The following is a 24,137-nucleotide window of genomic DNA, read 5'->3' as shown; positions in this document are numbered from 1 at the left end:
AATCACCTGCTGGAATGCTGCCCGTGTTCTTCGGATTTTCTTCGTAGGCACGATATCGGTGTCGTTCCCCTTGCGGACGGGAACGACAGAACAATAATGGTGATAGTATCCCGTTTTCCCGCTGCCTTGCTTGAAAGCCTCATCACCGCTTGAACAGGGAGGAACTATTCATGCAAAAAAAGGAGTCGGTTTATGACCGCCGCGGCGGAACAGACGCGGCTACTGACCCCATCTGTGGCATGACCGTCGACCCGGCTACGACTGCGTACCGATACGAGTACAAGGGAAAAAGCTGGTTCTTTTGCAGCGGCCACTGTTTGGAGAAATTCAAGGCCTCTCCCGAGAACCATATCGCGGCCCACGGCGGCGTAGTGATTGAAGAACCGGCCGCGGGAGCAACCTACACTTGCCCCATGCACCCGGAGGTGTTACAAAGCGGGCCGGGAGCATGCCCCAAGTGCGGCATGGCGCTTGAGCCGCTGCAAGTCGCTCCCGAAGAGGAGGAAAACCCCGAACTGGCGGATATGCGGCGGCGCTTCCGAATAGGAATCGCCCTTACCCTCCCTCTCTTTTTCGTAGCCATGGGTGAGATGTATCCCAGGATGCCACTGGGGGGAGTAGTGCCAGCGGCCGCTTTCGGCTGGCTTGAACTCATCCTGGCGACTCCGGTAGTCCTCTGGTGCGGCTGGCCTTTTCTTGTCAGGGGGTGGCAATCGCTCATTAACCGCAGTCTCAACATGTTTACCCTCATCGGAGTGGGGGTTGCCGTCGCCTACCTCTACAGTGTCGCAGCCACCCTCTTCCCCGACATTTTCCCCGATTCTTTTCGCGATGAACATGGAGCAGTTGCAGTCTATTTCGAGGCGGCGGCCATGATTGTCTCCCTCGTCCTGCTGGGGCAGGTGCTGGAACTGAAGGCCCGCTCCCGGACCGGTGCCGCCATAAGGGCGCTTCTGGGGCTTGCGCCAAAAACTGCGCGCCTCGTCAGGGACGACGGTATGGAGGAAGACGTGCTGCTTGACCGGGTTGCTTCCGGGGACCGGTTGCGCGTTCGTCCCGGCGAAAAAGTGCCGGTGGACGGGACGGTGCTCGAAGGAAGGAGCAGTGTGGATGAATCTATGCTCAGTGGCGAACCTATCCCGGTTGAGAAAGGGCCGGGGGATCGGGTGACCGGGGCCACGGTGAACGGAACCGGCAGTCTGGTGATGCGCGCCGAACGGGTCGGCGCCGAAACCGTCCTGGCGCAGATTGTGCGCATGGTCTCTGAAGCTCAGAGAAGCCGGGCGCCGATCCAGAAGCTGACTGATGTCGTTGCCGGCTGGTTCGTACCGGCCGTGGTGCTGGTAGCCGCGGCGACTTTTGTCGCATGGGGGCTCTTCGGGCCGGAGCCGCGCATGGCCCACGCTTTGGTGAATGCCGTTGCGGTCCTCATCATCGCATGCCCCTGTGCTTTGGGGCTCGCCACCCCCATGTCGGTCATGGTTGCCACCGGCAAAGGTGCCACCATGGGAGTACTCTTCAAAAACGCCGAGGCGATCGAGCTTCTGCGCCAGGTGGATACCCTCGTGGTGGACAAGACGGGCACCCTCACCGAGGGGAAGCCACGGCTTATGTCAATCGAGACCAGCGGCGAACTCGACAGCGAACGGCTTCTCTTCCTGGCGGCGAGTCTGGAGCTTGGGAGCGAGCATCCCCTGGCCGCCGCCATCGTGAACGGAGCACGGGAGCGGGAAATCAAACCCGCAGAGGCCGAATCCTTCGAGTCGGTGCCCGGCAAGGGGGTCAAAGGGCGGGTGGACGGGAGGGAAATTCTCCTTGGCAACCGGCCGTTTCTGGAAAGCTTCGGTATCGAAGCCGATTTTCTCATCAACCTGGCCCAGGCCAGGCGCGTCGAAGGGGAGACGATCATGTTCGTCGCTGTCGATGGCAAGGCAGCCGGACTGCTCGGCGTCGCAGATCCTATAAAGAGTACTAGCCAGGAGGCGATCAGAAAGCTGCACGAGGAGGGTATCCGCGTTGTCATGCTTACCGGCGACAACCGGATTACGGCCAAGGTGGTTGCGGAAAAGCTCGGCATCGACAAGGTGATCGCCGAGGTCTTACCGGAGGTAAAAGCCGACAAAGTGAAGGAACTTCAGGAGCAGGGAAGAGTCGTGGCCATGGCCGGGGACGGGATAAACGACGCGCCGGCCCTCGCCCAAGCCACGGTGGGAATCGCCATGGGGACGGGGACCGATGTAGCGATGGAAAGTGCCGGCGTAACCCTCGTCAAGGGTGACCTGCGCGGCATTGTCCGGGCGATTCTCCTCAGTCGGGAGACCATGCGAAACATCAAGCAGAACCTCTTTTTCGCCTTTGTCTACAACTCCGTGGGTGTTCCCGTGGCAGCCGGCGTGCTCTACCCCTTTTTCGGTATCCTGTTGAGTCCCGCCATTGCCGCCGCGGCCATGAGCTTAAGCTCGGTCTCGGTTGTGGGTAATGCCCTCCGTCTCAGGTGGGTGCGTCTCTGATCGCAGGCAATTAAAATAATAGCACAGGAGGAGGTAACCATGCTGGGACGCGCAGAGATTGCCGGATAATGTCCTTGGCCTTGTGGCAAAGGGTAAAGTGGCCGGGGATGCCGCCTGCCTCCGGATTTTCCAGACCGGTGCCAGCGCGGAACATGGTGAAAAACAGGATTCGGACAAGTACGGGAAGTGAGGTCAGATGTCATTGCCAGCCTTCAATAAACGGATTTTCTGGTACGTCCTGCTGTGGCTACTGCTTCCGGCGCTCTCAGCAGAGGCGGACGAGGTGCGGATGAAAAACGGCGACCGGCTCACCGGCGAGATCGTCAGGATGGAGAAGGAACTTCTCGTTTTCAGGACGAGCTATGCGGAGGAAAAGCTCAGTATAGCCTGGAAGGAAGTAGGCTGCATCGTCTCAGATCGCAACCTTCCCGTGGAATTCAAGGGCAATGAATTTCTTATCGGCAGGATAAACTGCCCGGAAACCGGCAAGATCCAGGTCGAGAGCGTGGTGCTCGGCAAATCACAGCCGGTACCTTTGGTTCAGCTTTTGGCAGTCAACCCGTCCACATATTCCGGCGTATTCAATCTCGGGGGCAGTTTCAACAACGGCAATACCGATACGAGGGGGGTGAACATCGCAACCCAGTTCCAAGTCAGGACGCATAAGCACCGATTTACCGTCGGTGCCAAGTACAATTACGCCGAGGCCAACGGAGCGGCAACCGCCCGCAATTCCTCGGGCAGTCTGAAATACGACTTCTTCACCACGGAGAAAATATATTCTTACGCCCAGTCGCTTACCGAGCAGGATACATTTGCCAACCTCAATCTCCGGAATACTGAAGGGCTCGGACTTGGCTACCAGTTCTTCGATTCCAGACCACTCAGCCTTTTTGTCGAAGCGGGCATTTCCTATTTCAACGAAGACGTCAAGACTGGTGAGGACAAGCGTGACGCTGCGGGGCGCTGGTCTGCAGGGCTAGATTGGGAAGCCGTTCCAAAGCGACTCAAGCTGTTCCATCGTCAGGAAGGTTATTACAGTTTCAGTGTGGGCTCCGTGGTTCTGCGGGCGGAGCAGGGGTTTCGCATGCCACTCCGTGACAGCATCGCAGCCAATTTCGAAGTTGATTATCGATTCAATAGTTCTCCCGAAGCGGGAAAGAAAACATCCGACCTGAGTCTGATACTCGGACTTACCTACGAATATGCCTATTGGTGAGTTTCGATGGAGGAATATCATGAATATACGACTTGACGGCAAACGTGCCGTTGTTACCGGCGGTATCCCATGCGCTATACTGCTTGTAGAGAATATTCACCAGTGTCACTACAAATAAAAGAGGAGGTGTACCATGTTGGAACGTATCCAGGGGCTGCCTGATAATGTTCTCGGCTTTGAGGCAAAAGGAGAGGTTACTGGAGCCGACTACGAATCTGTACTCATTCCGGCCGTTGAGAAGATGCTTGCACAGCGAAAGAACATCCGCTTTCTATACCACCTCGGAAATGAGTTCACGGGGTTTAATGCCAAAGCCATGTGGGACGATGCTAAGGTGGGGTTACAGCACCTCTCTGCATGGGAGCGAGTTGCCGTGGTCACCGATGTGGAATGGATTCGTGTGGCAATGAAGGCGTTCGGATTTGTAATGCCGGGAAAGCTGAGGGCCTTCGGCAACGACGAGCTTGTGGAGGCTCGGCGATGGCTTGACATAGAGGGATAACATGTCAGAAGGACTGAGTTCATATGATGGTTTGTGCCGGCTGGAGTGAGCAATGAATATCTCGTTGGACAGATTCACCTGCCGGGTGAGGGCATGGCTGCTGAGTCAGTCTGAAAAGATCAATCACCGCGGGGTCATCAAGGATGTTTTCGCCGAAGGGGAGATGTCAGCGGGCTATATCTTCTCCCTCAACGTGGCGAATCTGATTGCCCTCTGCGGCCTACTTGTCAACAGTTCCCCTGTGATCATCGGCGCTATGCTCATCTCTCCGCTCATGGGGCCGTTCTTAAGCTTTGGTTTCGCCTTTGTCACGGGGGATGGCATCATCTGGAGCAAGGCTGTAAGAAAGATCATTCTGAGCGTTACCTTGTCAATCGTTGTCGCCGCTTTCGCTACCTATCTATCACCCCTTAAGGAGCTTACTGGCGAAATCGTCTCCCGCACGAGGCCCAACCTCTATGACCTTATCATCGCCTTTCTTGCCGGCCTTGCCGGAGCGAGTGCCCTCTGCACCAAGAAGAACTTTCTAACTGTCGTGCCTGGAGTAGCCATTGCAACTGCTGTCATCCCTCCCCTGAGCGTGGTGGGCTTTGGGCTGGGAACATGGAATCTGCGAGTGTTTTTAGGTGGATTCCTCCTCTTTTTTACCAACTTCGTTGCCATCATCATCTCGACTTGTATCGTCTTCTACTTTTACGGCTTCCGGCGGAGTATGGCCACAGAAGTCGAACTTTCCCAGTTGAAGAAGCGTCTGGCTTTTCTTGTGACAGTTCTCATAGTCATTTCCATTCCGCTTGGCTATACCCTTCAACGTTCTATCAGTGAAGTCAAACTACGCAACACAATCCGTGACGTCCTGCATGCCAGACTGGACAGGGCAAATCAGTCCCATCTCGCTACCTTCACGTACAAGGTCGGAAGCGACGACGTGCTGAAGATCGATGCGGTGGTAAATACCGTGCGCTACCTGAATGAAGCAGACGCGAGACAGGTGGAGAGTGCTCTGTCATCGACTTTGCGGCAAAAAGTGGTCCTCAACCTCGAACAGATCAAGGTTCAGACTGGCGGACTCAAAGAATTGCCGCGATCGCAACCTCCCGCGATCGCTTCGTTGAAGCCTGTCGTCGAGACACCGATCAGCCCCGGCGAACACTTGAGGACCACCGTGAAACGGACAGAAGACCGGCTTGCCCAAGTGATAATCCCTGCCAGGATTGCCGCTCTCTCAGTCGGCTTGCGCAATTATTCTGCAGGCGGCCTCGCCATCCGGATGAAACTTCAGCGTGACACTCCCCTGACTGGCGACGAGACGGCATGGCTGCGGAGGTATCTTGCCGCGGACTTGGGTAGTGAGGTTCAACTGACGGTCGAAACCGCGCCTTTTGTCCCCTTGCTTGCATTCCGGACAGGGGAAACTATTCTTTCCGAAGAGATGAAAAAAAAGATGCTCAAACTCAGGGATGTCTACCAATCCGACAGGAGTGTTACCATCCAGGTGGAAGCGTTGCCCGGGCGGGCCAGTAGCAAAGAAAGACGCCTGGCGGCTGAACGGCTCAGTGGGGTGGCAGATTATCTGACCACGTCGTGCGGGGTGCCCCGTGACCGGATTACGACGAAAATCGGTCCTCTGCGAAGAAAGGGTGCGGCGGTAAAGATTTCTGTTTTGGCCGAATGAAACGTAGGATGACACCGCGAACCATGAACAGCCTTCTCGGAGCCAGATGCAATGGCAACGTTACTTGCGCATCTTAGGGTAGAATGAAGCACAATTCCAACGAAAAGCAGGACAGCAAGGTAGATGCGACCCAGGAGAATGGCATGCGCCGTGGTCTGGCGCTTAGCATTACTGCTCTTGGCGTTGTCTATGGTGACATCGGCACGAGTCCTTTATATGGGCTCAGAGAGTGTTTTCACGGCAGCCACCCCCTCCCATCAACGCCTGAAAACGTACTTGGCATACTTTCCCTCGTCTTCTGGGCTCTCACCCTCGTAATCTCCGTCAAGTATCTCCTTTTTCTGACCCGTGCGGACAACCGCGGAGAAGGAGGTATTTTGGCGCTTCTTGCCCTTCTCACCCCGCGGCAGTTTCTTTCAACAGCCCAGCGTCGCTGTCTGCTTCCTCTCGGTCTTTTCGGAGCAGCCCTTCTATATGGCGACGGGGTGATCACTCCCGCTATCTCGGTCCTGAGCGCCGTTGAAGGTCTCAAGGTGGCTGCTCCGACTCTGGAACGATTCGTCGTTCCAACCACCGTTCTGATCCTCATCCTCCTTTTTCTCTTCCAGAAGCGCGGGACCGCAAAAATAGGTGCCGTATTCGGTCCGGTCATGGCAACCTGGTTCTCCGCCATCGCCATACTCGGCATTGGTGGCATCGTGCGGGCACCCGAGGTCATTTATGCCATAAATCCACTCCATGGCGTGCTCTTTTTCATGGAGAACGGCCCCCTCGCATTTCGCGCTCTCGGTTCTGTTTTTCTCGTGGTAACCGGCGGAGAAGCCCTCTATGCCGACATGGGACATTTCGGCCGCCAGCCGATTCGCCAGGCGTGGTTCACTTTTGTGCTCCCCGCCTTACTCCTCAATTACTTTGGCCAAGGCGCCCTGCTTCTCGTCCGCCCTACAGAGGCGACCGAACCATTCTACCACCTGGCTCCGACATGGGCGCTTTATCCCCTCGTAATCCTTGCCACACTTGCGACGGTGATCGCCTCCCAGGCCGTCATTTCCGGTGCCTTTTCGCTAACCAGGCAGGCAATGCAACTCGGTTACAGCCCCCGTTTCCGACTGGTCCAGACTTCATCCGAGGAGATCGGTCAAGTTTATCTTCCGACGGTTAACTGGGGACTTATGCTTGCCACTCTCACCCTTGTTTTCGGCTTCGGTACGTCGGCAAATCTCGCCGGTGCGTATGGTGTCGCCGTAACCACCACCATGGTCATCACGACCATACTCGCCTTCTTCCTCATGATGAAGCGCTGGCACTGGAAAGCCATGGCAGCCTGTACGCTGGCCGGGCTCTTTCTCTCCATCGACCTCTCCTTCTTCGCTGCAAATCTTCTGAAGATTGGCAATGGAGGCTGGTTTCCCCTTGCTGCCGGCACCGTGGTCTTTACTCTTATGGCCACCTGGCAGCGGGGACGGAACGTGCTCGGCAAGAGATTGCGAGGAGGCTTGGAATCCCTTAAAGGTTTCATCTACAGGCTTGCTACGGCACCACCCTGCCGGGTGAAGGGAACGGCGGTCTTCATGACCGGTAACCCCACCGGGACTCCCCCCATTATCCACCATCATCTGGCCCACAACCAGGTACTGCATGAGCAGGTCATTATTCTCACCGTCCTCACGGAGGAGGTCCCCCGTGTGCCTGCTGCGGACCGGGTCACGGTAAACATCCTGCCCCTGGGGTTCGCAAGGGTCATCGTCCGGTACGGTTTCATGCAGAGCCCCAACGTCCCCGTGGCGCTTCGGCAGTGCGAGCCCCTTGGGCTGTCGGTGGATCTTGAGCACACGACCTATTATCTTGCCCGTGAAACCGTCATTTCCACCCCGCAGCCATCGGGAATGATGCGCTGGCAGGAAAAGCTTTTCGCCTTCATGTCCCGCAATTCACTGACGGCGACCGCTTTCTATAATATTCCGGCTGAACAGGTGGTCGAACTTGGGCAGCAGGTGGAAATCTAGTATGGTTTCAAATGTTAACATCCGCCGGTTTTCAGTTCGCTTGTTGTGACCTCGTGATTTCCTCACCTGATAGAGTCTCTTCCCCCTTCGTCTCGTCCTCCTGTTTATGGTGCAGGAATATCCGCCTCCGCTCCTGGAGCCTGCAGAAGTTTTCCGCGTTGCTTCGCACCTTCAGGTGATCCCCTGTCCGGAGTACAATCGGTCCGACTGCGGCCGCCATGACGAAGATCAGGACTATCACGAGTCAACGGTCATTAACATCCTCAATGCCGCGTCACATAATACCTCAATTACGGCCAACATTTGCGAAGGTGCATAGAAACGTTGGCACTATGGTGATTTCAGCGGGCATGAGATCGCTTTTGGTGTCTTTTCTTGATGCCCATCATCTTGCCGGCCACGATGTGAATTCTCTCTCAAACGGCCCGATTGTCCCGTTCTCCACTGCTTCACGCTATGGTTACGTCGAGTCCGACCATCCGGCGGATTTGCTCTACAAGTGATAAATGGTCCTTGACGATTTGTGCCCCAGCGACAGGAAAAGAACTTCCCACCATGAGAGCATTTCCTCCCCGATGGATGACCCACCTCATGGCAACGGCATCATTTTCGTCATCACCCGCATATACGACTGTGCCGCTTGAGAGATCTAAATTTAGTATTTGGCAGAGCATCCGCACGCCAAAGGCCTTGTCGACTTCAGGGAAAAGTTGAATTTCCAGAACCTCCGGACCGCTGAATATCCTTACCGGATGGGGTGGACGCCACGATATAATCCGCGAATAAAGTTGTTCCTTCGCCTGCAATGTAGCGTTGCGGGTATGGAGGGCAACGGACCATTTCTTGTCCTCGAGTTCAACGCCGGGAATCACGGCAATGCTGTCGAGGTCATGCAGAAGTGAACCTCTTGTCCGGGAGAGCCGTTCCGCCCAATTGCCATCCGACATGATGTGTCGTCCATCCGGGAAGTACCACTCGATACCACTCCCCCCTCCCAGATAAACTCCCTCTATTGGCACCCGCGAAATCAGATCCTCAAGCGAGCGACTTGAGAGAACGGCGACCCGCTGGTGGGGAAGGGAGGCCAGAGCTTCCAGTAGTCGTTTGCATTCAGGGTGAAGCTGTGCCCGTTCCCTGTCAGGAACCAATGGCGACAGGGTGCCGTCAAAATCAAAAATCCACAGCCTTTCTTGATCCATTCCGTCTCCTTTACATTTTACTGGTGCCGGCCGATGCGTAAAGCCAATTTCTCCCGTTGCCGGATACGGGCTGCGTCGAGCAGCATACGTCCTGCCCAGCGATAGACGTTGAAATCTCGAACCAGTGCCCGCATGCTTCGCATCCGCTCCTGCTGTTCGAACGCGGGCATTGAAAGTGCCTGGAACAGTGCGTCGGCGGTCTGTTCGATATAGTAGGGGTTAACGAGCAGCGCTTCGTGCAGCTCGTGGGCCGCACCGGTAAACTGGCTGAGGACCAGCACCCCTTTTTCGTCATCCCGGGCTGCCACATACTCCTTGGCCACCAGGTTCATGCCATCGTGGAGGCTGGTTACCATGCAGACGTCCGCAGCGCGGTAATAGCGGTTCACGAGCTCCGGCTCGTGATGTTCAGCCTTGAGAATAATCGGCTGGTATGATCCAGTCGAGAACCGCTGGTTAATGCGCGTTGCGAGGTTGCGGACCTGTGCTTCGAATGCCTGGTAATCATCAAGTGCCGAACGGGTGGGTGCGGCTATCTGAACGAAGCTGAATCGCCCCACCATTTCCGGATGTAATTCCAGCATCCGTTCAACTGCAAGGAAACGCTCCAGTATGCCTTTGGTGTAATCCTGACGGTCAACGCCGAGTCCTATGAGGTGAGTGGGAGAGAGCCCGAGTGACGTCAATATTTCATTACGGCATTCGTCGACCGTCGGAATAGTATCCTGCCACGGGTATGGCCACTGGATCGAGATGGGGTAGCTTTCCACCAGTGTCAGATTACCCCCGTGGGAAATGGTCGAGGATTCATGTTCGATGCGGGTTTCCAGATAGCGATCTACTGTTTCAAGAAAATTCTTGCAGTGAAAAGGTGTATGGAAGCCGAGGATTGTGCTCCCGAGCATCCCCTGAAGAAGTTCTTCCCGCCAGGGGCAAATGCCGAAAGATTCCGGGTTGGGCCAAGGTATATGCCAGAATGTTATGACCGTGGCCTTGGGCAGGACTGACCGGATCATTCGCGGCAGAAGTGCAAAATGGTAATCCTGCACGAGCACCACCGGGTCGTCGCTATCAGCTTCCTTCACAATTGCATCGGCAAATCGTTTGTTGATCGCTTTATACTGCTGCCAGTCACTTAACCGGAAAATGGGGCGGACATGGGCGATATGACAAAGCGGCCAGAGGCCTTCGTTGGCAAAACCGTAATAATAACCAGTTTCTTCCTCTTTTGTAAGCCAGATGCGGCGCAGAGTGTAGTCGGGATGACTTGGCGGAACCGGCACCCGGTCGTGACGATCAACGGTTTCACGGTCGGCTGAGCCACTGCCATGAGCGATCCATGTTCCCGAGCAGGCCCTCATGACCGGCTCCACGGCAGTGACAAGGCCACTGGCTGGTCGGTGAATCTCGACTCGTCCATGTTCCTTGGTATGGATGTAGGGCTCGCGGTTAGAGACGACGATGATTCGCTCACCGGTTAATTCTTTGTGGAGAAGTCTGCGCAGGGTATCGGGGGTCCAGGAAATAGTGGCGTCATCGGCAAAACGGCGCTCAGCATCAATGTTCCGAAGAAGTGTCCGCAGATCTCCCACCAGTGGTTGCAGTTCAGAACTGGCAGCTGGCTGACTAAAAGGACGGAAAATCCCCTCGCCCCGCAGCATGGACCTGACTCCCTCGACCCAGCCACGCCAGCAAAGATGGGCGACCAGCACCGTAATCAATGAAACTACCACACCAAGAACGGCAAAGAGAGCGATCACATACTTCTGGGTGTCGCTGCTTCGCCGTTCGACAAAACTCATATCGTGCACGAGTATGAGGGTTCCAAGAGCTTCTCCTGTCATCTCGATCTGGCTGGTGGAAACGTACAGCGGCCCTTGAGCCAATTTCAGTATTGAACCGGACTCGGAATGGCCGGTGCCGGCGGTGCACCTGACCGATTCGGGGAAAGTAGGAGTTTTGTAGAGAAGATTACCCTTTCCGTCGCAAAACCCGAGGGCGAACAGCCTCTCATCCTTGATGGCACGCATAAAAAGAGCATTGATCTTCGCTCTGTCTCCCTGTTTGACCAGATCTGCGAGGGGGTCGTGAAAGGTGCTTGCAATGAGACGAGACCGGATATCTAGGTCCTTTTCAAACCAGCGCAGTGTCAGCTTCCCGACCAGCGGCATCACCGTGTATGCGAGCAAAACCAGGGCCAGTGCTAGGGGAATTATAAACCGGAGTGAAAGACGTAGTGAACGGAGCGAAACCATATAAAGCCTCCAGATGTGCAGTGCCAATCAGTGACACCCGCATGGCAGCGTTGCAGTTTACGCATATTGCGGGGAGTGTAGGGTTCTTTCCCTCAATTGAGCATCACCATCAATTTGCGTTGACTTACTCATTCGTCAGGCAGTTTTGGGCATCTTAGCCGGATCAGATTTTACGCTGAGTGCAGTGGCTGTGGAGTGATAGCGTCTGCGCCAAGAATGCGCACGAGCAGATCCATCCCTTCGCTGACTTTGGTAAACTGCTCATCTGTTAACTCCTCAAGTCCCCTGATCAGCATGACCTGGGCAACTTCGGGCGCTTTGGCCACTACGTCTTTCCCCTTTTCGGTGAGATTCAAGTCGATGGCCCGGCGGTCTTCCTTCGAGCGGGTTCGCGTGACAAGCCCTTTTCCTTCCAACCGGTCAAGGATTCCTACAACTGTTGCCGGACGCAGGTACATCTGGTGCGCCAATTCAGAAACCCGTAAAGGAGATGTCTTTGCAAGAATTTTCAGAGCCCAGAGTTGAGGTCCCGTTATTCCGGATGTTTTTTCGGCGGTTTTTGAGTATTCGGTTATTACTTGGAATACTCGCCTCAAATTGTCGATGATCTCAGGGGTCGCAGCTCTATTTTTCTTCATTTTTGATTCTCCAAATAGCTTGACAATATAATTAGCAACGCTGATAATTAGCAACGCTAATAATATTTGCATCCCAATAATTCGTCAAGGTTTGATTTGGTAGCCACATCTCTAGGAGGGTTTTCCACGTAAAGGAGGTAGTAAATGTACAAGCATACTGTAAGTCTGTTGTTGGCAGTGAGCAGCCTTATGATCTTTTTCGGGGGGTGCTCCAAGAGTGATATGGTGAAGAAGGAAGAGCCTGTCGTGCCAGTTGCTAATGTTGCCGGAACGGTCAAGACAGAATCGGCAAGTAAGAAGCCAGCCATCCAGTCCTCCAAGGATAGCATCGTTAGCGAAACAGTAAACCCTATCACGAATGCGGGCGAACTAAAGGCTGCTCTGGAAAATATTTATTTCGATTTTGATGCACATGTTCTTTCCCCTCAAGCGCGTGAAACCCTTGCGAAAAACAGCGAGATGATTAAAAATGACTCTGCCATTAATGTGCGGATAGAAGGCAATTGTGATGAGCGCGGCTCGGACGACTATAACCTGGCCTTGGGTGAGAAGCGGGCTAAAGCAGCAATGCAGTACCTCATGACATTGGGTATTTCCGAAAAGCGGTTATCCGTCATCAGTTATGGCAAGGAAAAGCCTGTTGTTGCAGGCCATGATGAAGCTTCATGGGCCAAGAATCGCCGGGATGATTTTGTCATTACATCAAAATAGAATTTTCAGTTCCTCCCTTCTTGCATGATAAGGGAGGAACTGACTTTTGTGGGTCACGAATGCAGAGAAAGTTGATCGAAGAGATAACCCTCTTGGCAAGTGTGGTCAAGTGGACTACTTATGCTGCAATAGTAGGTGTACTGGTCGGCTGCGGCACGACCGTGTTTCTCACCACCCTCACCTGGACTTCCAGTCAGGTCGGCCGTTATCCTTGGTACTATTACTTCCTGCCGATGACCTTCGCCGTCAGCAGCTTTCTGGTTGCCTGGCTCGCTCCCGAAGCTGCGGGGCATGGGACCGAGAAAGTCATCGAGGCGGTGCACAAGCGGATGGGACGGATTCCCTTTAAGGTTGTACCGGTGAAGCTTCTGGCCACGGTGATTACCCTCGCCGGTGGTGGCTCTGCGGGTAAAGAGGGACCGTGCGCGCAGATTGGCGCCGGACTTGCCTCGTCGTTTGCCAGTCTACTTCGGCTCGACGACGTGGACCGTCGCAAGCTCGTCATCTGCGGGATCAGCGCTGGCTTCGCTACGGTGTTTGGTACACCGGTTGCCGGGGCACTCTTCGGCGTAGAGGTGCTGGTTCTGGGGCAAATGTTCTATGATGTGCTCTTCCCCTCCTTTGTCGCCGGGATCGTTGGTTATCACGTTGCCACCAATCTGGGCGTACAGTACGCGCATTCGCCGATCTGTGTCCTTCCCCATATGACCGGTTGGAGCATGGCGGAAATTATCCTGCTCGGAGCCTGGTGCGGCCTTATTGCCCTTTTCTTCATTGAGATGATGAAGCTGAGTCACAGATCCTTTGACCGATTTTTCAAGGGCCGGCTCCTGAAGGCGGTTGTTGGAGGGGGGGTGCTCGTGCTGATCGCCGTGTTTGCTTCACCAGCTTATCTGGGGCTTGGTCTCGATACTATCGATGCAGGCTGGAAAGGAACGGTTCTGCCGACTGGCGCCTTTTTCTGGAAAAGTATAGCCACCTCAATCACCCTCGGTTGTGGCGGAAGCGGCGGGGTGGTTACCCCCATTTTCTTCATCGGCACGGCGGCAGGGAACCTGTTTGCTCATCTCTTCAATCCCCAGTATATAGCTTCTTATTCTGCGATCGGTATGGTTGCCCTTCTGGCCGGTGCTGCTAATACGCCCATTGCAGCATCGGTAATGGCGATCGAGTTATTCGGTCCGGCGCTCGCCCCTTATGCTGCGGTCGCCTGCATGGTCAGTTTCCTTGTCGTAGGCTATCGAAGTATCTATCCAAGCCAAGTTCTGGGAATGCAGAAAAGCGCTTCTTTGCCGGTCATCACGGGTAAACCTGTTGGTGAGTCCGACGCAGCCGTCGTTTCCTTGCGTGAAAAGTCCTTGATCGGTATAATAACCAAACTGTTTCGTTCAAGAAACTTGAAAGATAAATGAACTCACGGAGTAATTTCGCACATGTCGTAGCAGCGAGTCAAAAACTGACACAACTCTTCTTGCATGAGCTACGTATTTGTTTTACGCACATAAATTAAGCTTGTACGTTGGTTTAGTACCCTCAAAGTGACGTCATCATGAATAAATTATTCCTTGGTATAATTCTCTATCTGCTTTTTGCAGGTGTAACAGCCTATGCACGAGAGAAGATTGAATTCCCCTTAATATGTCAGAGCTGCGGGATGAGCAGAGGGGGAGTGAATGTCAAGAATCGAGTGCTAATTACTTATGCCGATGGAAGCGTCGTTGGAACGTGCAGTCTTTACTGTGTAGCTCTTGTAAAGAGCAAGGACCGAGACCACAAGATTGTGTCTATCAAGGTTGCGAATTACATGACTGGAGAACTCATTGATGCAAAATCGGCGATATGGGTGATTGGCAGTAAGAACAAGGGAGTCATGTCCAGTGTTGCACGATTTGCCTTTGCCAATAAAAAGGACGCTCAATCGTACATTGATAAATATGGGGGGAAGGTTGCTACATTCGAACAGGCCATCAAGTTGGCAGAAATAGAAAGTGCCGCACACAGGCTTAATTATCCTCCGAGTAGACTCTGGGCTTCCTCGAAAAATGCTGAAAAGCGAAGACTCACGGAGTCCTGTGTTGCAATAATGACACTGTTGCCGGAGTTGTTGCGGGAGAACGGTTTCTGTTATAGCTGCCTTGCCAAGGTAGATGAATCCCATATGCTTGCATTGTTTATAGTAAATGGAGGTCAAGGCCTGCTGATGCAAGTGTTTGGAGAGGAACGGATGGCTCATTTGCTGGAGGAGATAGGCCGGCAGCAAAACAAAGGTCCTATGAAAACGGTAGTAATTGACAAAGCGCTCTTTGATGGTGCCGGTGCTGTGGATCGAGATGCCATTGGGCAGCTACTTAAAATTTTCGGTGTCGAAGCAGCAGTGCAGGATCGGATTTTAAATGCCCTGGCCAATGTAGCTTCGGCGCAGTACGACTTGTGGTGGAAGTTGACGGAAAACAAGCGCTCAGAGATAATCAGCAGGATAGGTGGGGAAATTGTAGATAACAAGGTCCAGATAATAGACCTTTTGAAGTATCTGGTGGTGAAAGAAAGTTATGACCTGTTTGAACATGACCGTGGAGAGCTTATTGCCATGATAACGCAGCCTCGCAAGTTTAGGGGCGGTCTGATAGACAGTTAGCGGCCTCAGCCCTACCTACCTACCATTGAAATGTGGCCACCTCAATTTACCAGTCAATCACCAGTCATTTTTTAAAACAAAAAGGCTTCGCGGAAAACCCGCGAAGCCTTGATTTTACTGGTGCCCAGGGACGGAATCGAACCGCCGACACGAGGATTTTCAGTCCTCTGCTCTACCGACTGAGCTACCTGGGCAAAAAGAATCTACCTTATAAAACTATTTGGGGCCGCTGTCAACTGGTTTTTTGCCTTGGAGAAACGTGGATTTTTCCCAAGGTCAAGGCAATCGAGGGATAACGTGGAGGCCCTCACCCGGCCTTTGGCCACCCTCTCCCAGAGGGAGAGGGTAACTGGATACCTTCTCCCTTCGGGAGAAGGATAGGATGAGGGGCGCTGCCGCACAAGGAATCCCGAAGATTAACGCAGAGATTGGGGAAAAGCCGCGTTTCTCTCATGCCCGGGAGATGAAGCGGCCGTCCCGGGTATCGACCTTCACCTTGTTGCCGGTCTCCAGGTAGGGGGGGACCTTGATCTTCAGACCGGTTTCCAGCAGGGCTTCCTTGGTCTCGGCGGTGGCGGTGGCGTTCTTGATGACCGGGGCCGTGTCGGTGACGGTCAGTTCCACGGTCATGGGGAGCTCCACGGTCACCATCCGCCCTTCGAACAATCCCAGTACTACCTCGGTCCCCTCCAGCAGGTAGGGGGAGTTTGCCGCGAAGTCGTCCTCGTCCTGCTCGAACTGCTCGTAAGTCTCCAGGTCCATGAAGACCCCCCGGCCACCATCGGCGTAGAGGAACTGCCCCTTGTGCCGCTCGAAGTCCGCCTCGTCCACCTTGTCGCCGGAGCGGAAGGTCTTGTCCAGCACCTGACCGGTGATGAGGTTGCGGTAACGGGTTTTTACCATGGTGTTGGCCCCCCGGGCGGAGGGGGACTGAAAGGTGACGTCGATGATCAGGCAGGGGGCGCCGTCGAGCTGGATGACGATCCCCCGCTTGAAGTCGGATGTGGTAAGCATGATGCGGTTCTCCTTTTCAGAAAGTTCCCCTTTTTAGCAGAAATTCGTGCTAAAAACAACCTGCAAGCAATCTGATACGGAGCAGTGCCATGAAGATCGATACGGAGTACATCAAGCTGGACAGCTTTCTCAAGGCAGTGGCGGCCGTCGGGTCCGGCGGGGAGGCGAAGATCCGGATCGCCGGGGGTGAAGTGCGGGTGAACGGCGAGCGCGAACTTCGCCGGGGGCGGAAGCTCCGGCCGGGGGACCGGGTGGAGCTGGCCGGCCGGACCTACGACGTGGAGTGACCCCATGGACCTTCTGCAGATAACCGCGGAGCTGGTAAGGGAGCTGGATCGGCTGAGCTTCGCACCGCCGGTGGCCCACGTCTACAACCCCCTCGTCTATGCCATCAAACCCCACGAAGAGTACCTCCGCCGTTACGGGACAGCCCCGAAGGAGACGGTGTTCGTCGGAATGAATCCGGGGCCGTGGGGGATGGCCCAGACCGGGGTCCCCTTCGGCGAGATTTCGGTGGTGCGGGAGTGGCTCGGTATCGACGGCACCGTGGAGCGACCTGCGGACGAGCACCCGAAAAAGCGGGTGACGGGGTTTGCCTGCCGGCGGAGCGAGGTGAGCGGCCGGCGTCTCTGGGGGCTGATCCGGAAGAGATACATCACTCCCGAACGGTTCTTTGCCCGTTTTTTCGTCCTCAACTACTGCCCGCTCCTCTTTCTCGACGCCGACGGGCGGAACCTCACTCCCGACAAGCTGCGCCCCTCCGAACGGAGTTCCCTCAACGCAGCCTGCGATCGGGCTCTGCGTCGGGGGGTGGAAATCCTCCAGCCGTCCTGTGTCGTCGGCGTCGGCAACTTCGCTGCTGACCAGGTAGTGCGAGCCCTGGCCGATACCGACATCCGTGTGGTGCGCATTCTGCATCCGAGCCCGGCCAACCCTGCCGCCAACAAAGGGTGGGAAGAGGTCGTCCTGCGCCAGCTGGCCGAGCAGGGGGTGGCGTTTTGAGCGGGTGGGGAGGAGGATGGCGTGATGCGTAAGCTGTTACTCGTAGTTTGTACGGCGATCGGCCTGGTAACCGCCGTGACGGCTTATGGCGAGGCGGGGCTTGCCGACCAGGTGCTGGCCGAGATCAACCTGGCCCGGACCAATCCGAAGGCCTATGCGGGCTTTCTCCGGGAGTTCCGCACGCAGTTCCGGGGCAAGGATTACCGCCAGCCCGGGTCGCCCATCCTCATCCGGACGACCGAGGGGGCAGGTGCGGTAGACGAGGCGATCCGTGTCCTCTCCCGCCAGAAACCCCTGCAGCCGCTTTCCTGGTCCCGGGGACTTGCCGCTGCAGCGGCGGAACTGGTTGAGGATGAGGGGGAGAGCGGGATGACCGGCCACGTCGGGCATACAAGCGGCTCACCCCTGGAGCGGATCGAGCGGCATGGAACGTGGCAGGGGCTCATCGGCGAGAGTATCGGTTACGGGCCTGACAAGGCACGGGCCATGGTCATGCAGCTCATCATCGATGACGGGGTGCCGGACCGCGGGCACCGGAAATCCATCTTCACCCCGGCCTACCGAACGGCCGGCGTCGCCTGCGGTCCCCACCCCCGCTACGGAAACATGTGCGCCATCGATTTTGCGGCTGGCTTCCGGGAGAGGAGGTAGTCGAGCGCTTTACCCAATCCCCCGGTCGATGACACCTTTACAAAAATAGGACATCCCCCTTTCGCTTCACGGTTGTTCTGGTAACATTTTCCCAGGAGCATGAAGAACAGTTGCCTGCCGGTGCGGGGAAAGGGTCCGTTGGATGTTCCGAAAACGTGTGATTCCGGCCTCTTTCAGGATTTCCATCCTCTATCTGCTGATCGGAGGGGCGTGGGTTTTCTTTTCCGACAAGATTCTCGCGGTGCAGGCCGAAGACCGGGCCGCTATTATCCAGTTTTCCATTGCGAAGGGGTTGCTGTTCGTCAGTGCCACCGCTGCAATGCTCTTCGTTCTCATCAGCAGGTCCATGAAGGAAATAAGCCAGTCGCGGGATTTCTACCTGAAGGTGTTCGAAGAGTTTCCCGCCCTCATCTGGCGTGCGGGGACAGACGGAGCGTGCGACTATTTAAACAAGACCTGGCTTGCCTTTACCGGGCGTACCCGCGAACAGGAACTTGGTTACGGCTGGGCCGAGGGGGTCCATCCTGAAGACCTGGGCAATTGCCTGAACGCCTATCGGGAAGCGTTCGATTCCCGGAATCCCTTTGTCCTGGAATACCGCCTGCGCCGACATGATGGTGAATACCGCTGGATACTCGACTCGGGCAGGCCGTATTACGATCAGCATGACAAATTTGCCGGCTATATCGGCTCATGTTATGACATGACGGAGCACAAGCGGACTGAACAGGCCCTGGCCCAGAGCGAACGGCGATTCCGCGACCTCACCGAAAATACGAGCGACTGGATCTGGGAAGTGGGTCGCACCTTGCGCTACGTTTATGTCAGTCCCAAGATTACCGATCTGCTCGGGCATGCTCCGGCCGACGTGCTGGGAAAGACCCCTTTCGATCTCATGCCGCCCGATGAGGCGGCTCGCTTGCGACCGGCTTTCGACGAGTTCATGAAAGATCCGCGGCCGTTCGCAGCTTTAGAAAATGTGAATGTGCGACGTGACGGCTCCCTCGTCGTGCTGGAGACGAGCGGCATCCCCCTGTATGACGCGGAGGGGCAGTTTTCGGGATTCCGGGGCATCGACCGCGACATCAGCGCTCGCAAGGCGGCGGAAGAAAGGATCAACACGCTAAACGCCGAGCTTGCCGCCAAGGCTGCAGAACTGGAAGTCGCCAACCGGGAACTGGAAGCCTTTGCCCATACCGTATCCCATGACCTGCGAACCCCCTTGACCAATATCACCTTGAGCTGCCAGGTTATGAGGGAGATATGTAAAGAGAAGAACGGTGATCAATGCAATGAGTTGATTCAGGGGATCTGTAACGCCGCCGAACGGATGGACAGGCTCATAACCTCCCTGTTGAATTTTGCCCGTATTTCCCGCAGCCCCTTGAATGTGCAGCCGGTCGATCTCTCCGAAATGGCGAGGGTCATAGCCGCCGAGCTCCAGCTCAATCAGCCGGACCGACGGGTGACGTTCATTATAGCCGAGGGGATAACGGCCCGGGGTGACGGGAACCTTCTTCACATCGTTTTGACAAATCTCCTCGGCAATGCCTGGAAATATACCCGCAACCGGGAAACGGCCGTCATCGAGTTCGGCATGACGGAGATAGAGGGGAAACAGGCGTATTTTGTCCGCGACAACGGGGCGGGTTTCGACATGAACCAGGCGGACAAGCTGTTTGGCGCGTTCCAGCGATTGCATAGCGCGAAAGAGTACGAAGGGTACGGGATAGGTCTGGCGACGGTCAAACGGATCGTCCAGCGTCATGGAGGAAGCGTCTGGGCCGCGGGTGAGGTGGAAAAAGGGGCGACCTTTTATTTCACCCTGGCGCCGGAATGGCAAGGGGAGGCTGCTCCCTCGGCGTGACGACCATGCCCCCTTTTCCTTTGCCCATCTTCTGGTACTATTCCCGTAGGACACGGATAATAATGAAGATAATGACGTGATTTCTGAAGACAGGAGACAGCCATGAAAAGGATATTCCTCGCAGCACTGATGGCGGTAATGACGCTCCCCTTTGTGGGATGCGGCGGTCACGACAATCCGCCACCGCCACCGGTCGTTACCCAGATACTCAGCGATCCGGTGTATGACGGCGATATCTTCAAGGATAACCTTATACCGCCCGCCTATACGGTGACGCAGGGGATGCGCCTGAGCCCGCCCGTGCAGAGCGTGTTTGCCGGCATAGATCCGACGCCGGTTACGGGGGGTGAATACCGTGCGTTCCTGGATTTTTTCCTGGGAGATCCGGTAGGGGGAGTCCCTCTCAATGTCTTTATCGATTCGGCGATTCTTGACATGGTTGTCACCAGCAATATCGCCGGTCCGATTCCCCTTACCATCGATCTTGTTTCCTTCCAGCCCCCGACAATGCAGACTACGGATTTTGACCGTTCAATCCTGCGGCCGTGGGCAACCACCGCCACAACTATCTTTATCAATCAGGCCAACGTCGCCCAGCAGGTGTCCATTGACGTGACCCCTTTGATGGCGGAAGCGCAGCGTCAGGGTTTCCCTGATTTTCAAGCCAGAATACTGTGTGGTGTAGGAATCATCGAAATCGACGATCCGACAGATCCAACGGTAAATCGGGGTCAGTTTGCACCCCTGCTGCAGGTCGGCTATTTCTTCTGATTCTGCGGCCCGTTTAAGGAGGCATGACATGAAACGTTTCATGGTCATCGGAGCTCTGCTTCTCGCAACGGGGTGCGCGGCGGTCGTCACTCCCCACGGAACCTACCTGGAACCGCTTCCCTTCGCCGTTACCATAGGACCACCCGTAGTGGCTGTCGAACCGTCGCCGTATGTGAACCTGCTCAGGCCCCTTCCCGAGGTGTACGTCTACCCGGACCGGCCGGTCTACTCCTACGGAGGGCTGTATTACCATTACTGGAACGGTGGCTGGTACTACGGGAGAGAACGGCGCGGCCCGTGGTATAACCTGCCGAGAAACTACTACCCGCGGGGAATGCACCGCCGGTAGTGGCATAAGGGGGGTAAGCCCATGAAAAAGCCCGCTCGATGCGGGCTTTTTCATGGTCATGTTCAGTGCAGGTCCCGCCGCACCAGCGGGATGTAGCTGACGGTCGGGACGGTCCTGCCCCGCTTGACCTTGATCCCCCTGACCACCAGGTACACAATGTTGTCGTCGGCGATCTTTTCCAGCCCCGCGAAGCCGGGATGGAGGAGTTTTTCCCCCGCCCCCTCGAAACGGACCAGCAGGTTTCCCCCCTGGAATGTCTTCAGCACCTTGCCGATACCCCACGCCGGCAGTACGGGATGCCGTACCAGGTCTCCCTTTGCAATCATTGTCCTCTCCCGGCAAATCCTGCCGCAATCAAAAAAATTATAGGCGATTAATTTTATCCTCCTCTCCATGATTTGCAAGGGGGGGGTGCCGTTCCGCTGGTGCGGTGCGCACCGGCCTCCAACGGGAAAATTTCCTTGCACCGGCGCCGGAAAAGGTGTAAGCGTGATGGTCCAAATTTTCAGAGAAGGAGATGCACCATGGGTATTCTGTCCAACACCGTCAGTATCTGCCAGTTCCGGGTCGCGGGGGATATCCCCTCCGGCGACCTGTTCACCTGGGCGTCCGAGCGACTTGCCCGCCAAGGGTTCCAGTCCATAGAGGGGAGTTCGGCGGAGCTTTCCGTCGGCTGGGTCCATCTGGATGATAACCGGGAAAGCGACTTTGCCGTTCCCGCCGCCTTCTGGCGCGACCATTACCTTACCTTCACCCTTCGCCGCGACCAGCGGAAGCTCCCGGCGGTCCTGCTCAAGGCCTACCTGCAGGTGGCCGAGCACGAGCACCTGGCCGCCAATCCCGGCCTCTCCCGGGTTCCGAAGCAGAAGCGGGAGGAACTCCGGGAAGCGGTGCGCGCGGCCCTCCTCTCCAGGACCCTCCCCGTGCCGACCTCGTGGGACGCGGTCTGGGATACCCGGACCGGCCTGGTGACCTTCACGGCCCTGTCTCCGGCGATCATCGAGCTGTTCGAGGCCCAGTTCAAGAAGACCTTCGAGGGACTGCGGCTGGTTGCAGTCCATCCCTACGCCCGTGGGACCGAGGTCGTTTCCGATGATCTCCTGTCAGCCCTTGAAAAGGCCAACCAGGCCACTTCCGAGGCGGTCCTCGACCTGATCCGGAGCAACCGGTGGCTCGGAACCGACTTTCTCCTCTGGCTCCTGTACCGTACCATGGAGGAGTCCTCCGAGTACCGGGTTCGTCGCCCCGGTCCGGCGGGGGAGAACGACCCCTTCGTCGCCTACCTGAACGACCGCCTGGTGCTCCAGAACGCCGGCGAGAACGGGGTGCAGAAGATCACGGTGGCGGGTCCCCAGGATCATTTCAGCGAGGTCCGCACCGCCCTCAGAAACGGGAAGGTGATCACCGAGGCGACCCTCTATCTGGAACGGGAAGAGCACGTCTGGCGGCTCACCCTCAAAGGGGAGATGTTCCAGTTCGCCTCCCTGAAGGGGCCGGCGGTGCAGATCGAGAAGGATAACACGGTGGATGGGGCGAGCGAGCGGGAGGCGGTCTTCTTCGAGCGGATGCACATTCTGGAGGAGGGGTTGCAGTTGTTCGACAGCCTCTATGCCACCTTTCTCGCCGACAGGCTCTCGCAGGGATGGGGGAGCGAGTCTGCCCGCATTCAGGAGTGGCTGGCGGGGGAGTAGGGGATCACCTAGGCAATGGAACGCTGAAGGGGCGGATTTAAACCGCTGAACGCCGATAAAGGCTTTGACGTCGAAGTTTAATAGCCGTGTATCAGGGGGTGCTCCCCCAACAAAAAAGCCTGCAAAAAAAGCAGGCTTTTTGCTTTCTCTCGGGGGGAAGTTATTCGACGGGGAATTGTCGGAACCGTTCCACCGCCCCGGGAATCTCCTCGGCCCGGATGTTGCCGAAGGCGAGCCGCAGGTACCCCTCCAGTTCCGGGCCGAACACCTCCCCCGGGAGGCAGAGAATTCCCGCTTCCCGAACGAGGCGTCGCGCTACTTCGCGGCCGGTTCGTCCCGAAAAGGGGTGGCGGACCCAGCCGAAGAAGGCGCCGCTGGCGACGAGCTGGAACGGGTTTTCCGGCCGGGAGAACTCGGTCCGGAACAGGTCGTGGCGGCGCTCCATCATGACTCGGTTGGCGGCGACCCAGTCGTCCAGGTTCTCCACGCCATACTGTACCGCAAGCTGGGTCAGGCGGGGCTGGCAGACCACCATGGTGTCCTGGGCCTTGAGGGCGTGGTGGATGAATTCCTCCGATGCGGCCAGAAGCCCGGCGCGATAGCCGGTCAGGGCATAGGTCTTGCCGAAGGACATGATCTGGACGAAATGGTCCCCCCAGTGCGGGTCGACGAACAGGTTGTGGGGCGCGGCGCCACCGGCGATGAAGTCGCTGTAGGTCTCGTCCAGCACCAGGGCGATGCCGCGCCGGGCGGCGAGGCGGTAAAGCTTGTCGATGGTTTCGGGTGGAGTGACCGCGCCGGTCGGGTTGGAGGGGGAGACAATGAGGATGGCGCGGGTCCGCTGGGTGATGAGGGCGGCGATTCCCTCCACCGACGGGACCCCTTCCCTGGCCTCGATGAAGGGGGCGTAGACCGGGGTGATCCCCAGGGTCTGGAGGGCCATGGGGTGATCGAAGTAGGCGGGGAGCTGGACGATAACTTCGTCGCCGGCCCGGCAGAGGGTCACCATGGCGAGCCAGAAGGCCTGGCTGGCGCCGGCAGTGAGGCAGAGCTGGCCGGGAACGGGGCCGGCGCCGTAGATCCTTCGGTAACGGGCGCAGATCGCCTCCCGTACCTCGGGAAGTCCCTCGTCGGGCGAGTATTTGGCTACCTGGGGATCGTCGAGGAGTTCTTTCAAGTGCCCGGTCAATTCCCGTGCCGGCGGGTAGTCGGGAACCGCCTGGCAGAGGTCAACAAGGGGGAGAGGGGAATCGGCCGGCCGGTCGGCAAGCCACCCCTTAACCTCGGTGATGGGGGGAGGGTGCACGCTTCTGATCTGGGGTGAGATGGGGAATTTCATGATGGCGGCTCCGTGTCGGGGGGTATCTCGTACTCAAGACTAGTGCATTCCTGTCTCCCCGTCAATCGGTAGCCGGTCGAGATTCGTGTGAAAATGGAGATAA

22 protein-coding genes and 1 tRNA gene are annotated in these 24,137 nt (G+C 56.5%); 16 read left to right on the top strand and 7 right to left on the bottom strand.

Going from position 1 to position 24,137, the window contains the following annotated elements:
- Positions 1-170: 170 nt before the first annotated feature.
- From KI810_RS10240 to KI810_RS10220, 6 genes are all read left to right on the top strand, one after another.
- Complete coding sequence (locus tag KI810_RS10240) at positions 171-2,510, top strand: heavy metal translocating P-type ATPase (RefSeq protein ID WP_214175434.1); 2,340 nt, start codon at positions 171-173, stop codon at positions 2,508-2,510.
- A 58-nt stretch (positions 2,511-2,568) separates the two neighbouring features.
- Complete coding sequence (locus KI810_RS17465) at positions 2,569-2,700, top strand: hypothetical protein (RefSeq protein ID WP_281412579.1); 132 nt, start codon at positions 2,569-2,571, stop codon at positions 2,698-2,700.
- 6 nt (positions 2,701-2,706) lie between these two features.
- Entirely contained in the window at positions 2,707-3,729 is a 1,023-nt protein-coding gene (locus KI810_RS10235; protein ID WP_214175433.1) for a DUF481 domain-containing protein, read from the top strand.
- Positions 3,730-3,862: 133 nt separating this feature from the next.
- Positions 3,863-4,231, top strand: a complete 369-nt coding sequence (locus tag KI810_RS10230; protein WP_214175432.1) for a SpoIIAA family protein — start codon at positions 3,863-3,865, stop codon at positions 4,229-4,231.
- Positions 4,232-4,283: 52 nt separating this feature from the next.
- On the top strand, positions 4,284-5,906 hold the full coding sequence (locus tag KI810_RS10225; RefSeq protein ID WP_214175431.1) for a TIGR00341 family protein: 1,623 nt from the start codon (positions 4,284-4,286) through the stop codon (positions 5,904-5,906).
- A gap of 143 nt (positions 5,907-6,049) precedes the next feature.
- Entirely contained in the window at positions 6,050-7,912 is a 1,863-nt protein-coding gene (locus tag KI810_RS10220; protein ID WP_214175495.1) for a potassium transporter Kup, read from the top strand.
- Between the two features lie 449 nt (positions 7,913-8,361).
- Here the strand turns inward: KI810_RS10220 and otsB are convergent, their stop codons facing one another.
- From otsB to KI810_RS10205, 3 genes are all read right to left on the bottom strand, one after another.
- Positions 8,362-9,111 carry a trehalose-phosphatase gene (gene otsB, locus KI810_RS10215; RefSeq protein ID WP_214175430.1) on the bottom strand — a complete coding sequence of 250 codons (750 nt, stop codon included), beginning with the start codon at positions 9,109-9,111 and terminating at the stop codon, positions 8,362-8,364.
- Between the two features lie 17 nt (positions 9,112-9,128).
- Positions 9,129-11,366, bottom strand: coding sequence for an alpha,alpha-trehalose-phosphate synthase (UDP-forming) (locus KI810_RS10210; RefSeq protein WP_214175429.1), 2,238 nt, complete (start codon positions 11,364-11,366; stop codon positions 9,129-9,131).
- 170 nt (positions 11,367-11,536) lie between these two features.
- Positions 11,537-12,004 (bottom strand): MarR family winged helix-turn-helix transcriptional regulator, encoded by a 468-nt coding sequence (locus KI810_RS10205; RefSeq protein WP_214175428.1) that lies wholly within the window; start codon positions 12,002-12,004, stop codon positions 11,537-11,539.
- 144 nt (positions 12,005-12,148) lie between these two features.
- Here KI810_RS10205 and pal point away from each other — a divergent pair, with 144 nt between their 5' ends.
- The 3 genes from pal to KI810_RS10190 all read left to right on the top strand — a co-directional run bounded on the left by pal (position 12,149) and on the right by KI810_RS10190 (position 15,350).
- Entirely contained in the window at positions 12,149-12,715 is a 567-nt protein-coding gene (pal, locus tag KI810_RS10200) for a peptidoglycan-associated lipoprotein Pal (RefSeq protein ID WP_214175427.1), read from the top strand.
- Between the two features lie 71 nt (positions 12,716-12,786).
- Positions 12,787-14,127: a chloride channel protein gene (locus KI810_RS10195; RefSeq protein ID WP_246525454.1), complete on the top strand. Its 1,341-nt coding sequence runs from the start codon at positions 12,787-12,789 to the stop codon at positions 14,125-14,127.
- A 137-nt stretch (positions 14,128-14,264) separates the two neighbouring features.
- Positions 14,265-15,350 carry a nitrous oxide reductase accessory protein NosL gene (locus tag KI810_RS10190; RefSeq protein WP_214175425.1) on the top strand — a complete coding sequence of 362 codons (1,086 nt, stop codon included), beginning with the start codon at positions 14,265-14,267 and terminating at the stop codon, positions 15,348-15,350.
- Positions 15,351-15,468: 118 nt separating this feature from the next.
- Here KI810_RS10190 and KI810_RS10185 read toward each other — a convergent pair.
- Together KI810_RS10185 and KI810_RS10180 are read right to left on the bottom strand one after the other, a co-directional pair.
- Positions 15,469-15,544: transfer RNA gene (locus tag KI810_RS10185), tRNA-Phe, on the bottom strand.
- 256 nt (positions 15,545-15,800) lie between these two features.
- The gene (locus tag KI810_RS10180) at positions 15,801-16,364 is read right to left on the bottom strand and encodes an elongation factor P (protein WP_214175424.1); all 564 of its coding nucleotides are present in this window, start codon (positions 16,362-16,364) and stop codon (positions 15,801-15,803) included.
- Between the two features lie 89 nt (positions 16,365-16,453).
- On the opposite strand from KI810_RS10180, the gene KI810_RS10175 reads away from it, so the two are divergent.
- The 6 genes from KI810_RS10175 (at position 16,454) to KI810_RS10150 (ending at position 21,004) form a co-directional block, all read left to right on the top strand.
- On the top strand, positions 16,454-16,651 hold the full coding sequence (locus KI810_RS10175; RefSeq protein ID WP_214175423.1) for an RNA-binding S4 domain-containing protein: 198 nt from the start codon (positions 16,454-16,456) through the stop codon (positions 16,649-16,651).
- A gap of 4 nt (positions 16,652-16,655) precedes the next feature.
- The gene (locus tag KI810_RS10170; protein WP_214175422.1) at positions 16,656-17,366 is read left to right on the top strand and encodes a uracil-DNA glycosylase family protein; all 711 of its coding nucleotides are present in this window, start codon (positions 16,656-16,658) and stop codon (positions 17,364-17,366) included.
- A 24-nt stretch (positions 17,367-17,390) separates the two neighbouring features.
- Positions 17,391-18,017 (top strand): CAP domain-containing protein, encoded by a 627-nt coding sequence (locus KI810_RS10165; protein ID WP_214175421.1) that lies wholly within the window; start codon positions 17,391-17,393, stop codon positions 18,015-18,017.
- Between the two features lie 142 nt (positions 18,018-18,159).
- Complete coding sequence (locus tag KI810_RS10160; protein WP_214175420.1) at positions 18,160-19,884, top strand: sensor histidine kinase; 1,725 nt, start codon at positions 18,160-18,162, stop codon at positions 19,882-19,884.
- Positions 19,885-19,986: 102 nt separating this feature from the next.
- Positions 19,987-20,655, top strand: a complete 669-nt coding sequence (locus tag KI810_RS10155) for a hypothetical protein (RefSeq protein WP_214175419.1) — start codon at positions 19,987-19,989, stop codon at positions 20,653-20,655.
- Positions 20,656-20,683: 28 nt separating this feature from the next.
- Positions 20,684-21,004, top strand: a complete 321-nt coding sequence (locus KI810_RS10150; RefSeq protein ID WP_214175418.1) for a hypothetical protein — start codon at positions 20,684-20,686, stop codon at positions 21,002-21,004.
- A gap of 62 nt (positions 21,005-21,066) precedes the next feature.
- On the opposite strand, the gene KI810_RS10145 is transcribed toward KI810_RS10150, so the two are convergent.
- Entirely contained in the window at positions 21,067-21,330 is a 264-nt protein-coding gene (locus tag KI810_RS10145; RefSeq protein WP_214175417.1) for a DUF3553 domain-containing protein, read from the bottom strand.
- A 198-nt stretch (positions 21,331-21,528) separates the two neighbouring features.
- Between KI810_RS10145 and rdgC the strand changes: the two genes are divergently transcribed.
- On the top strand, positions 21,529-22,695 hold the full coding sequence (gene rdgC / locus KI810_RS10140; RefSeq protein WP_214175416.1) for a recombination-associated protein RdgC: 1,167 nt from the start codon (positions 21,529-21,531) through the stop codon (positions 22,693-22,695).
- Positions 22,696-22,855: 160 nt separating this feature from the next.
- Here rdgC and KI810_RS10135 read toward each other — a convergent pair whose 3' ends face one another.
- Positions 22,856-24,034: an aminotransferase gene (locus KI810_RS10135; RefSeq protein ID WP_214175415.1), complete on the bottom strand. Its 1,179-nt coding sequence runs from the start codon at positions 24,032-24,034 to the stop codon at positions 22,856-22,858.
- Positions 24,035-24,137 lie beyond the last annotated feature (103 nt).

Origin of the sequence: Geomobilimonas luticola, from assembly GCF_018476905.1 — a bacterium.
GTDB classification, from domain to species: domain Bacteria; phylum Desulfobacterota; class Desulfuromonadia; order Geobacterales; family Geobacteraceae; genus Geomobilimonas; species Geomobilimonas luticola.
The sequence above is the reverse complement of the archived record's forward strand: the minus strand, read 5'-3'. Positions and strand labels throughout refer to the sequence as shown.